The sequence below is a fragment of the Acinetobacter sp. Ver3 genome (genome assembly GCF_000632455.1).
Classification (GTDB): Bacteria; Pseudomonadota; Gammaproteobacteria; order Pseudomonadales; family Moraxellaceae; genus Acinetobacter.
The window spans coordinates 1-13,234 of sequence record NZ_JFYL01000012.1 but is presented as its reverse complement, the minus strand read 5'-3'; the positions used below and the strand labels follow the sequence as shown (position 1 = coordinate 13,234).

9 protein-coding genes, 1 tRNA gene and 1 pseudogene are annotated in these 13,234 nt (G+C 38.7%); 2 read left to right on the top strand and 9 right to left on the bottom strand.

Features of this window, described 5'->3' with window-relative positions; genetic code table 11:
• Window positions 1-54: 54 nt before the first annotated feature.
• From CL42_RS05260 to efp, 9 genes are all read right to left on the bottom strand, one after another.
• The gene (locus tag CL42_RS05260) at window positions 55-2,286 is read right to left on the bottom strand and encodes an NADP-dependent isocitrate dehydrogenase (protein WP_035265859.1); all 2,232 of its coding nucleotides are present in this window, start codon (window positions 2,284-2,286) and stop codon (window positions 55-57) included.
• Between the two features lie 565 nt (window positions 2,287-2,851).
• Window positions 2,852-2,928, bottom strand: a tRNA-Val gene (locus tag CL42_RS05255).
• Window positions 2,929-2,954: 26 nt separating this feature from the next.
• On the bottom strand, window positions 2,955-4,865 hold the full coding sequence (locus tag CL42_RS05250) for a DUF3488 and transglutaminase-like domain-containing protein (protein ID WP_265596982.1): 1,911 nt from the start codon (window positions 4,863-4,865) through the stop codon (window positions 2,955-2,957).
• 132 nt (window positions 4,866-4,997) lie between these two features.
• Complete coding sequence (locus tag CL42_RS05245; RefSeq protein WP_155756957.1) at window positions 4,998-5,903, bottom strand: DUF58 domain-containing protein; 906 nt, start codon at window positions 5,901-5,903, stop codon at window positions 4,998-5,000.
• A 10-nt stretch (window positions 5,904-5,913) separates the two neighbouring features.
• Window positions 5,914-6,873, bottom strand: coding sequence for an AAA family ATPase (locus CL42_RS05240; protein WP_035265922.1), 960 nt, complete (start codon window positions 6,871-6,873; stop codon window positions 5,914-5,916).
• Between the two features lie 104 nt (window positions 6,874-6,977).
• Window positions 6,978-7,988 carry a 2-dehydropantoate 2-reductase gene (locus tag CL42_RS05235; RefSeq protein WP_035265857.1) on the bottom strand — a complete coding sequence of 337 codons (1,011 nt, stop codon included), beginning with the start codon at window positions 7,986-7,988 and terminating at the stop codon, window positions 6,978-6,980.
• 125 nt (window positions 7,989-8,113) lie between these two features.
• A complete protein-coding gene (locus tag CL42_RS05230; RefSeq protein ID WP_035265855.1) occupies window positions 8,114-8,416 on the bottom strand; it encodes a YbdD/YjiX family protein in 303 nt (100 codons plus the stop codon).
• Window positions 8,413-10,506, bottom strand: a complete 2,094-nt coding sequence (locus tag CL42_RS05225; protein ID WP_035265853.1) for a carbon starvation CstA family protein — start codon at window positions 10,504-10,506, stop codon at window positions 8,413-8,415. Before CL42_RS05225 ends, CL42_RS05230 begins: the two co-directional genes overlap by 4 nt.
• A 170-nt stretch (window positions 10,507-10,676) precedes the next feature.
• Window positions 10,677-11,246, bottom strand: coding sequence for an elongation factor P (efp, locus tag CL42_RS05220; RefSeq protein ID WP_035265851.1), 570 nt, complete (start codon window positions 11,244-11,246; stop codon window positions 10,677-10,679).
• A 347-nt stretch (window positions 11,247-11,593) separates the two neighbouring features.
• Here efp and epmB point away from each other — a divergent pair, with 347 nt between their 5' ends.
• Together epmB and CL42_RS05210 are read left to right on the top strand one after the other, a co-directional pair.
• The gene (gene epmB, locus CL42_RS05215; RefSeq protein ID WP_035265849.1) at window positions 11,594-12,610 is read left to right on the top strand and encodes an EF-P beta-lysylation protein EpmB; all 1,017 of its coding nucleotides are present in this window, start codon (window positions 11,594-11,596) and stop codon (window positions 12,608-12,610) included.
• Between the two features lie 12 nt (window positions 12,611-12,622).
• A pseudogene (locus tag CL42_RS05210) lies at window positions 12,623-13,234 on the top strand (GTPase); the annotation flags it as partial.

The following is a 13,234-nucleotide window of genomic DNA, read 5'->3' as shown; positions in this document are numbered from 1 at the left end:
TAGTACCAGCTTTTTTAATCCGCCAAACTGAAATTCAGTTCAACTTAAGTGTTATTAGATGCTTGCAATAGCAGCATTTAAAGTTGCACTTGGACGCATAACTGCATTTACTTTCTCTGGATCGATTGCGTAGTAACCACCGATATCAACAGATTTACCTTGAACCTCTGCAAGTTCAGCAACGATCTTCTCTTCATTTTCAGCTAAAGTCTTCGCTAAAGTAGAGAATGTCGCTTTTAATTCAGCATCTTCGTCTTGAGCTGCTAATTCTTCAGCCCAGAACTTCGCTAAATAGAAATGGCTACCACGGTTGTCTAACTCACCTGTACGACGTGATGGAGATTTGTCGTTGTCAAGTAATTTACCAGTTGCAGCATCCAATGTTTTCGCAAGTAGTTTAGCTTTAGGGTTGTTTTCTTTAATACCAAGCTCTTCAAGTGAAACAGCGAGTGCAAGGAACTCACCTAAAGAATCCCAACGTAAGTGGTTTTCTTCAACAAGTTGTTGTACGTGTTTAGGTGCTGAACCACCTGCACCAGTTTCGTACATACCACCACCCGCCATTAAAGGCACGATAGACAGCATTTTCGCAGAAGTACCAAGCTCCATAATTGGGAACAAGTCAGTGAGGTAGTCACGTAGAATGTTACCCGTTACAGAGATTGTATCTAGACCACGAGCAACACGTTCAAGTGTGTAACGCATTGCACGTACTTGAGACATGATTTGGATGTCTAGACCATCTGTATCGTGATCTTTTAAGTATTTTTGAACTTTCTTGATCAATTCGTTTTCGTGTGGACGGTATGGGTCTAACCAGAAGATTGCTGGCATACCAGAGTTACGTGCACGTGTTACAGCTAGTTTTACCCAGTCGCGGATCGGTGCATCTTTCACCTGACACATACGCCAGATATCACCTTCTTCCACGTTTTGAGACATTAAAACTTCGCCAGTTTCGATATCTGTGATGTTAGCAACACCAGCTTGCGCGATTTCGAAAGTTTTGTCGTGTGAACCGTATTCTTCAGCTTTTTGAGCCATTAGACCAACGTTAGGTACAGTACCCATTGTACGTGGGTCAAAGTTACCATTCCACTTACAGAAGTTGATCATTTCTTGGTAAATACGCGCAAATGTAGATTCAGGCATTACTGCTTTACAGTCGTAAGGCTTGCCGTCAGCACCCCACATTTTACCACCACCACGGATCATTGCAGGCATAGAAGCATCTACGATCACGTCGTTTGGAGAATGGAAATTAGTGATACCTTTTGCTGAATCCACCATTGCTAAAGCAGGACGGTGTTCTTGACATGCGTGTAGATCTTCGATGATCTCTTCACGTAAAGAAGTCGGTAAAGTTTCGATCTTCTCGTAAAGACCAGCCATACCGTTGTTTACGTTAATACCTAGTTCGTCGAACAGTTTACCGTGTTTTTCGAACGCTTCCTTGTAATAAATCTTCACACAGTGACCGAATACGATCGGGTGTGAAACTTTCATCATGGTTGCTTTAACGTGTAAAGAGAACAAGATGCCCGCTTCTTTACAATCATCTAATTCTTTTTCATAGAAGTCGCAAAGTGCTTTCTTGCTCATGAACATAGAATCGATGATTTCGCCGTCTTGCAGTGCAACTTTTTCTTTAAGAACGATGGTTTCACCAGAATTCGTGATCAGTTCCATTTTCACATTGCGAGGACGATCTAAAGTCATAGACTTTTCGCCGTGATAGAAGTCACCTTCATCCATGTGAGAAACGTGAGTTTGTGACCACTGTTTCCACTCACCCATAGAATGTGGGTGTTTTTTCGCATAGTTTTTAACAGCAGCAGGCGCACGACGGTCAGAGTTCCCTTCACGCAATACAGGGTTTACTGCTGAACCTAAGCATTTACCAAAACGTGCTTTGAGTGCTTTTTCTTCTTCAGTCGTAGGATTCTCAGGATAATCTGGAATTGCATAGCCTTTTGATTGAAGCTCTTTGATACATGCAGTCAACTGAGCTACAGATGCACTGATGTTTGGAAGTTTGATGATGTTTGTGTCTGGATCTTGTGTAAGACGACCTAATTCTGCAAGATTGTCTGATACTTTCTGCTCTTCGCTAAGGTATTCAGAGAATTCAGCGAGCACGCGTGCTGCAACTGAGATGTCAGTTTTTACAATCTCAACACCAGCAGGCTTAGTAAAGGTCTCAATGATCGGCAGTAGTGAGTAAGTCGCCAGTAATGGCGCCTCGTCGGTCAGTGTGTAGATGATAGTTGACTTTCCACCAGCCATATATAGCCCCTTGCTTTGGATTGAGTTACAGAGCACCGAACTTTTGGTCCAGTCTCTTAGAACCGATTTGCTTAAATTAAAACGTTGAGAGTATCGTTCTTCGTCGCATTTCAGTCAATGAAATAAGCTTTTAGTACGCTATTTTGATGAAATAACATACAAAATAGTATCCATCTTTAGTTTGATAATACTGTATGAATTTCATTACTTCTGAATGAAAAGTGAAGAACTGGTAATGAACGTTGATCTCAACTTCCCTGTAATATGAACATTATACGTGTCTCATATTTAAACAGGATGGCAAAAGCGTACATTTCGGGCGTTATTGTAAGTGTTAATGTACGGGCATATTAATAAATTACGGAAATACCCAATATTTAGATTAAAGCATTTTGGGTATTTATACTTAAAATATATAATTTAATATCAAATTTAGAGATTTTTTAAACGCAATTTTTCTTGATAGAGCAAGTGATAACGAATACTTTACTTTTAAAAAAAGAAGTAATGTCTTGATTACGAAAAAAGGGCTTAAGTAAAATACTTAAGCCCTTTTTTTAAATCTTGGTAGGTATATCCAGACTCGAACTGGAGACCTCTACGATGTCAACGTAGCGCTCTAACCAACTGAGCTATACACCTAGAATGCTTCGCATCTTATGCAAAAATCACTTGGCTGACAAGCCTTTTTCATATTTAACCAAAAGATATGAACAAGTTTTAATCATTGACTTAAAATTTGCGAACTCTTGTTTGGAAATACTCGATTGTGAATAACTTAAGTGCTCGTACAGAATGATAATTTCGAGGAAAACAGCTCTATCATTTTGACTTAAAGGTGATGAAATTCTTTCTAACCATTGTCGAACCGTTTCGTAAGAATAACGGCGACTGTGAAGTCCTAATTTTCTATTAAAAACATGAAGTACCCAATCGATTTGTGAATAGTGTTTTCTCTTTTTTCTCAACATCCATAGCACATAACATCCTAATATGATCAGTGAGCCTGCAAGGATAATCACAAACACTGAAGCAACTGAATGAATTCCAAATTTTGTCATCCAACTCAGCTGTTGATCAGCGTTATATCCAACAACTTTACTTTGCCATTGATAACTTGCGTAATCACTCCATATGCGAATTTTTGTCAAAAAAGGATATTTTGCAACTGACCAATTTGTATTCTCAGAGTAGAGTGTTTGGTTATTTTGAATTAAACTTTGCATTCCCTGGTCAATACGCTCTGGAGCAATCATTGCAGTGGGATCAATCCTCTGCCATTGACCTCCAAAATATACTTCAGTCCAAGCATGTGCATCTAACTGCCTCACTTCCCAACTTTTTTGGTCTGGCGCAAATTGACCTCCTTGGTAACCTGTCACGACTCGGGCAGGAATACCGACATAACGCATCATCATGACAAAACTAGAAGCAAAATGCTCACAAAATCCTTGTCGTGAATTAAACATAAATGCATCTATCCGATCACCACTCAAAACACCGGGAGATAAAGAATACTGAAAGCTATTTTGCTTAAACCAGTCTAAAACTTGCTGGATATAACGCTCTGGCCGCTCTCCACTTTTAATAAATAAGTCCCACGCTAAACTTTGACTTTTGATATCACGCTGATGGAGATACTGAGTGTAATACTGAATTTGAAACTGACTAAGTTCATGATTTATTTTCGTCTCACGCCCTAACCAAACTAAGTTTATGGGTTGAGCCGTTTGAATAGGTCGTTGAGCTGAAATACCACCGTCATAACGGAGATAATAATTTCGTTGTTGAGGTACAGATTGCTCTAATCCCATGATCCATTCTACAGAAGGATCTTTAGCCAAATACTGATATTCAACTTTTTGATTTAAACTAGAAAGTTGATAAGAGTTTAACTCGTTTAACCCTCTATTAAATCCATGACTCGTCCATTTTTGACCATCATATTGATCTAAGACCAAAGCTCGCCAATACATTTCTGAACGCGTCGGTAATTTTGTGATATCACCAATAATACGAAATGCTAATTCATTTGACTGAGACAACTCAGCAATGTCACCTGGGGACATAGAGTCACTGATTCCTGTCATTCCCTTATTTTGTTGAATCGGGATATGCCAAAGCGGAGGTAATCGTGGGAAAAAAATAAAGAGCAATATAAAAAAAGGAATTGCCAATCCGATGAATTTGCCGACATGAATGATATCGTGCTTTAAGCCATTTTTAGTTTCAGGAGTGGACAGAAACTCCGCGGTTTGAATTCTATAGAGTCCTACAAAACAGCTCACTAAGCACAGCACCACTCCCAAAGCAACATACAACGTTTGACTGTATAAAAACGTACTTGCCGCCACGAATAAGGCAAAATTAAAAACGATGATCAAATCACGTTTTTTTTGGGTTTCTAATGCTTTTGCAAATAGAAAAGTTGTCAGCGATGCTACCCCAGCCTCAACACCAACAAAGGTATGGTAATGCAGATAAATCGCGCCAAGTGCAATTGCTGTAAAACTAAATTTTATTGCTTTGGAGACTATTTTTTTTACTTTTTTGAATATGCCATAAATATATAAGCTCAATACAGAGCACCAAAAATAAAGCATAAGGTAGATAAATAATCTGGATAAATAAAATGAGTGCCAAACTCAATAGCATGGATTGTGAAACTTTAGGATGTACCATATATCAAAACCTATTTTCTATTTCACACTTTATGCCTGAGCAAGCAGAATTTTAGCCTGCTTGATATGCTCAGCTCCAAATCCTTGATTCAATTCGGCATGAGGTAACACCAGCTTAAAAGGAATTTGTAATTGCTCACACTGCTCCACCACACCCATCATATATTTGAGCTTTTCTTCATGCTCGACTGATGGCATATGATGATAATGAATATCAACACATCGATCCTGTTGATGCTCTTCAAAAACTTTAATATACAAACCTTGTCCACGAGCAGCCTGCTTCCAAGATACACTTTGTAATGAGTCGCCGACCTGAAAACTTCTTAATTCATTAAACTCATCTTTTTCCTGATCCAATACAAATGCATTTGAAAAGCTTGTATTCGGATTTATTTTGGCTTGTGGCGCAATCCATGCATGTCGTCCATGAAAGATATAAGTCCAAGCTCGAACAAGACCAAATGGATACACTGAAGCAATGTGTATATCGGGATAGTTATACTTTCCTCGTTGATCAACATGAATCGGTATAACACATTCAGACTGTTTTTGGTCAATGTGAATGTGCTGTGTCTCAGAATCGATGGAGATCGATAAATAACGTGAATATGAATAAGGTTGATTCAAGTAGATTTTAAATAAAATCGAGTGCCCTACCTGTCCGACTTCATCAGTAATGATGTCTATCTCAAGACCATGCAATTGTTTAAAGGTGATATAAAAACTAATGCATAAGATCGCACTAATTAAAAAGCAGAAACCTAATATCAAATTATTGGCATAGTTAATACCCGCAATAAATGTGATCAAAATCAACACAAGATATAAGAAACCTTGCTGATAAATAAAAATCAAAATATCGCGTTGACCAATTTTTTTACTCTGCTCAAACCGAAATCTTTTTTTTAACCATTGCTTCCAGATACTGGTCACCTGCATACCCTCAAATCAATTTAACCTGATTCATTAGGGAGACCGTCTCATCCTCACTCAAGTTTAATCGATGAGCGCATACTGCTGAAAATACAGCTTTTACATCATCAGGAATGACAAAGGCTCTGGCATGCACGATCGCTCTCGCTTGTGATGCTCGTTTTAAAGCCAATAATCCACGCGTCGATAAACCATGCGCACTTTTTCGTGTTACCGCAGCCAAATCCAATAAATAGTCTTGAATTGCATCACTTAAATGGACTTGATGAGTCAAGGATTGCAATCTTAGTATTTCAGTCTCATTAAATACATGGATCAACTGTGCGATTAATTTGGCACGTGATTCTTGTTGAAGAAGTATTTTTTCTGCATGGCGAGATGGATAGCCAAGAGATAACCGCATGAGGAATCTGTCTAACTGAGACTCTGGTAGTGCATAAGTCCCGCTTTGAAAGAGTGGATTCTGAGTTGCTATCACCCAAAAAGGCTGAGGTAAAGCATATCGCTGTCCATCAATCGTGGCGTAGCCCTCTTCCATCGCTTCTAGCAATGCACTCTGTGTCTTTGGACTACAGCGATTAATTTCATCTGCCAAAAGAACTTGGGTAAAGACAGGTCCGTACTTAAATTCAAACTGATGCTCTTTTTGATTAAAAACATTCACGCCAATCACATCACTGGCGAGCATATCATTGGTAAATTGGATTCTTTGAAATGATAAACCTGATAAAGATGCCAAACTACTGGCCAATGTGGTCTTACCCAATCCAGGTAAGTCTTCAAATAAAATATGACCACCTGCAATTAAACTACATAAAGCCAATTCAGTTTGCGTATTTTTATCCAAAACAATTTGATTGATTTGTTCTAGAAATAATGAAATTTTGGGAGTAAATGATTGAATCTGAGATTCTAACTCAGGCTGTATAATATCTTTTGATTGAACACTCTGCTTCATTCCCCAAATCATCATTTACATTTCCAAAACTATATATTTCTAACATACAGGTTTTTTTTATTTTCTCAAATATTTCTAATAATCAGTGTATTAAAGAATGAGTTTCAAACTTAATGCTAAATAAGCTTCAACTGTCTGAGCATCTCTTTAGGTCCAATTTGAAGGCTTGAATTATTATTTTCCGCCAGCTTGATCTGTTCAATAAAATAGCTGTTGATCGGTGCATTCACCCCGAGTGTGTTGGCAAGTCTGACCACTTCACCATTAATCCAATCAACCTCCGTCGTGCGCCCTAAATTCAGATCATCCTGCATAGATGAACGAGCTAGTGGATCAATGGCTAACATTTTGCGACTGATCAACTTAAACAACCAATTAGGAAGTCGAAGAATATGAGGAATAATGTTCGCTGGTACAGGCGTTAATTGTGCGGGTTGAATATTTGCCTGCTTTAAAATTTGAAGCGTCTCTAACTGTGCCTGAGCAAGGCACTTTCGATACATTCGATTAGTAAGTTGATTTCTTAAAGTTAGACCAGATAAAGCGTTAATCGAATTGTTCAAGTTGAATAAGACTTTAGCCCACTGTACCTCTAACATATCATCACGGAATTCAAATTGTAGTTTCGCCGCATCTAACACTATTTTTAGCTGATTATTTTCTGCAAATTTTTTTATCATTAATATTCCATCAGAACCTTGATGAAAATGAGACGGTTTGAGTTCTGCGACATTAAATGGAACCATTCCTTCCATAATTTCCCATTCTGGCAGCATTTTTTTTAACCGTGGAACATTACTCACCCCATTTTGAAAACTGATGAGACTCGGTTTATTGACTGTGTCACAACTTCGTATTTCAGATGCCACTTGCTCTGTCGCTGCTGATTTTACACAAATCATGACTAAGTCCGTGTCTAGGACTTCTGCTAGATTTGTTGTAAGTCTTAATTGATCTGGAGTGAGCTTATGATGGTAGCCGTTTAAATCACTGAGCTCCAACCCATTTTGGCTTAATTTTTGATAGCTTCTTTCTCTACAGTAAAATGTCACCTGATGGCCTGCTGCGACCATTCTTCCACCGATATAACACCCAATCGACCCAGCACCATAAATTCCAATTTTCATGTTTTTATCCTTTGTTATTGATCAAGAGTATACGAGTTTCAGAACAATAAATTTGTCAGGTTTTATACAATTAAGACAAATAAAAAACGACACCTCAGTGCCGTTTTTTATGTAAAGCTAGAAAATTAACATGGACATTTCTTCATAACGCCTGCTGCACTTGGATAGCGTGCATCGACACAATAACGATGAAAAGTTTTTTCATCCATTGGCTCTAAGTCAGGGTGATGCTTTTTCATATGTTCTACATAGTTTTGGTAATCTGGCACACCCACCATTAAACGAAAACTTTGTTGTAGCCGCTGCCAAATCAGTTGAACTGTTTTGATTCCATTCAACATTAAAAACTTCTTCGGCTGAGCCAAAATCGTGAATTTAATGATTTTACCCAATGCTAGCTTTTGACGAATTTGTTCTTTCAAACTCATTTGGTCTCTCCTGCAGGGATTTGATCAGTATAAATTGCTTCAGCTTCTTGAGCCGTTGGCTGCGGATTTGCTAAAGCACGACGAATCACTTTAATAGCAGCAAATAACATCACCACAGCAACAATCATAAAGAATGCACATAACGCAGCATTAATCTGATTTGATAAAGCAACAGTTTGCATTTCCGCAATTGATTTCGCAGGCGCTAAAATTTCGTTTCGCTCAATAGCCGCATTGAAACGATCTGCTTGTGCCAAGAATCCGATTTTTGGATTTTCATGGAAGATTTTTTGCCAACCAGCAGTCATCGCTGTAATGAATAGGAAAATCGTTGGAACAATGGTGACCCATACATATTTTTCTTTCTTCATCTTAAACAGAATTACGGTACCCAGCATCAGCGCCATCGCAGCTAAAATTTGGTTACCAATACCAAATAATGGCCACAAACTATTAATACCGCCCAGTGGATCAACTACCCCTTGATATACAAAGAAACCCCAGCCTGAGACTGCAACGGCAGTACCAATCAAGTTGCCCACAAATGACTTAGAGTTTTTAACCGCAGGGACAACGATCCCCACAGTATCTTGAACCATAAAACGGCAAGCACGTGTTCCTGCATCAACAGCAGTTAGAATAAATAGCGCTTCAAACAAGATCGCAAAGTGATACCAAAATGCCATCATTTCTCGACTATTAAAAATTTCAGTGATGATGTGCGCCATACCAATCGCAAACGTCGGTGCACCACCAGTACGAGAAAGAATTGTGCTTTCACCAACCTCTTGAGCAAGTAGTGTTAGAGCTTCAGGCGTAACCACAAATCCTAAATTACGTACCGCCTCTGCGGCACTTTCAACCGTCGTTCCTATCACCGCAGCTGGTGAGTTAATGGCAAAATAAACGCCTGGATCCAAGATCGTTGCACAGATCATCGCCATGATTGCGACAAATGATTCCATCAACATACCGCCGTATCCGATCATCCGGATATCGCGTTCATTATTTACGAGCTTAGGTGTAGTTCCTGATGAAACCAATGCATGGAAACCTGAAATTGCACCACAGGCAATGGTAATAAATAAGAATGGGAAAAGTGATCCAGAGAATACAGGTCCCGTGCCATCTACGAAGTGGGTAATTGCAGGCATTTTTAATTCAGGCATCGCAAATACGATACCCAATGCTAAACCTGCAATCACGCCAATTTTCAAGAAAGTCGATAAATAATCACGTGGAGCCAATAACAACCATACTGGTAATACAGAAGCGATGAAACCGTAGATAATCAATGCCCATGTTAACTCTGTACCAGATAAAGTGAATAATTGCCCCCAATAAGGATGTTGAGCAATATTTTCACCGTAGATGATACCGAGCATCATCAGTACAAAGCCAATGATTGAAACTTCGGCAATCTTTCCTGGACGGATATATCGCATATATACGCCCATAAATAATGCAATTGGAATGGTGGCAGCAATACTAAACACACCCCATGGACTATTGGTTAATGCTTTAACCACCACGAGTGCAAGCACAGCTAGGATAATGATCATTACCCCTAATGCGCCAAGCATCACAATAATTCCTGCAAATGAACCCAGTTCTTGTTTTGCCATTTCACCCAGTGAACGTCCGTCACGGCGTGTAGAAATAAATAAAACTAGAAAATCTTGGACTGCACCTGCCAGTACAACACCGACTAACAGCCAAATCGTTCCTGGTAAATAACCCATTTGCGCAGCAAGAATAGGCCCAACTAACGGACCAGCACCTGCAATCGCAGCAAAGTGATGACCAAACAGAACACTTTTATTTGTAGGCACATAATCTAGACCATCCGCTAGACGGTGCGCAGGTGTTAAACGCCGAGCATTTAACTCGAATACTTTATTAGCAATAAATAAACTATAAAAACGATATGCAATACTGTAAACACAGACTGCAGCGAGTACGAGCCAAACTGCGTTGACATGTTCTCCACGACTAACCGCTAATATTCCAAAGGATACTGCACCGATTATGGCCACAATAATCCAAATCAATTTCGAAGTCATGGATGACTTCGGTTGTATTTGATCCATATCAAACCCTCATTATTTCGTATTTGCAATCAGCTCAATTTTATTATTCGTGTTACTGCTGTTTTCCCTTGCGACTATACTCCTCAATAATTCTTCTTTACCTTAGACCTTGGCATTAAAAAAGGGATGATTGTCATCATCCCTTTCGATAATAGTATAAATTTACACCATTATGCACGTTCTAAGTATTCACCAGTACGTGTATCAACACGAACGCTTTCTTCTTGTTGAACGAATAATGGAACACGTACTACAGCACCTGTTTCAAGTTTCGCTGGTTTACCACCACCGCCAGAAGTATCACCACGTACGCCTGGATCAGTTTCAACAATTTTTAATACCACGAAGTTAGGTGCATTCACTGTTAAAGGAACACCATTCCATAACATGATTGTGCATTTTTCGTTTGAATCGTCTTTCAACCATTTCGCAGCATCACCCATTGCAACTTTATCAGCCGCAATTTGCTCGAAAGTCACAGGATCCATGAAGTTCCATAGTTCGCCGTCGTTGTATAAGTAGTCCATTTCTACTTCTACGATATCTGCTGCTTCTAAAGAATCACCAGATTTAAATGTTTTTTCTAATACTTTACCTGATTTAAGGTTACGTAATTTAACACGGTTGAACGCTTGGCCTTTACCTGGTTTAACGTATTCGTTTTCCATGATTGAGCATGGGTTACCATCAAGCATTACCTTAAGGCCAGACTTGAAATCGTTCGTAGAATAATAGGCCATGAGAGGCTCACTCCAAACTTACTAACTTTAATCTATTAATGCGATGGGCTGCTACACTGTCATTTAGCAAGTCTGACAGGTGCATGATATGCCACATGCACATGCATTTATGTTGCGTATTCTAAATGACCAACCTACTCTGCCGCAATGATAAATTCCGAAATACAACGTTTAAGCTGTCTAAGTTCCATGCAGAACTACTGTTGTAGACTTAATTTGATCATCTTTAGGCTTGAGTATTTTCATCCCGACATTCAATAAAGAAGGCTTAATCAGGACACAACTGAGTTTTTCAATGGGTTTTGATTTAAAATGAAGCCTTTCATCTCCCTCTAAATTTAAACTGTATGACCCACTATTTGTATCAAGAGCAACATTGGCAAAATCAACTCAGCGATTTAATCACTGACCCACATGAGCTCATTGAACTCTTGGAATTGCAACCTGAAGATTTAATACATGGTGCAATTTTGGCATCAGCCCAATTTAAATTAAGAGTCCCTCGCGCCTTCGTCGCGAAGATGCAAAAATCTAATCCTGATGATCCACTGTTACTTCAAGTACTCCCTCATCATCTGGAATTAAATGAACATCCTGATTTTGTGACAGACCCCCTTGATGAGGAGGCTGCCAATTTAATTCCAGGTGTATTACATAAATATCAGTCACGTTTTTTACTGACTTTAACAGGTGCATGTGCTGTTCATTGTCGTTATTGTTTTAGACGTCATTTTCCATATCAAGAAAATTTACCTAAAAATGACGACTGGAAAAAAATACAAGACTACTTACTCGCTCATCCAGAAATCAATGAAGTGATCTTAAGCGGAGGGGATCCCCTAACACTTTCAAATCGTAAACTTGCCGTTTGGATCGATAGATTAAGTTCAATTCCACATCTTAAAATTTTGCGTATTCATTCTCGAGTTCCAATCGTTATCCCAAATCGGCTTGATGATGAACTTATTTCTCTGTTAAAAAACAGTAGGCTACGTATTATTCTAGTGGTACACTCAAACCATGCTACTGAAATTGATGACTTTACCGCTTCGAAATTAATGCAAATTTCACAACAAAATATTTTGGTGTTGAATCAAGCTGTGTTATTAAAAGGTATTAATGATCATCCTGATATTTTGGTTGATCTAAGTCATCGATTATTTGATGCGCGTGTGATGCCTTATTATTTACATGTGTTGGATAAAGTGAAAGGTGCTCAGCATTTTGATTTACCAAGTGAATCTATTGATTCAATCTATAAAGAGGTTTTGGCAAGGTTGCCTGGATACTTGGTTCCAAAGCTGGTTAGAGAAATTGCGGGAGAACAGAATAAAACACCGCTTTATGGAGTTGCCACTTTTTAGAGACTCATTCACATGCTTCAGGCTCAGATTTCAGAAATTTTTCACTATCCTACTGCCTTGACTCGAGATCAACTGAGTTTTGTAAATGCAAATGTTCAGGACTTGGGTTTTTGGGCATCTCAACTTTCAATTATGCAATTAGGTGACACCTCTGAAGCGGTGTTGAAAGCCCTATATGAAATCGCTGAACTCAAATGTTCGGAAACATTGCGCTTTGATCTTATTCAAGCGCTACACCCTTTGATCGAAAATATTTTAGAGAGACTTGAAAAAAACTTTTTAAATCAAGGTCTTTTTCTATCTGACCGTAACAAAGATATTATTGAATTAACCACTCGCTTGAGAACATTATTTGCTGATATCTACATAGATATTGCACAGCGCAGTGAAATGCAGCTAAAACAACAAAAGTTTTCTATTTTGAAGTTTGCTCAAAAGCGTAATGTGAAAACTGCACGACTCCTTTCCAGTTATTACGCTCTTCAACAATTGGGTTTATTGCTAGTACAACAACAGATGCTTTATCGTTCTGCCTTGTCTAAGCAATGGTTAATGACCCATTATCTGTATGATTTGGCATTAAAAAACCAAGAACACACGGTCAATATTAATTTATTGCAAGGC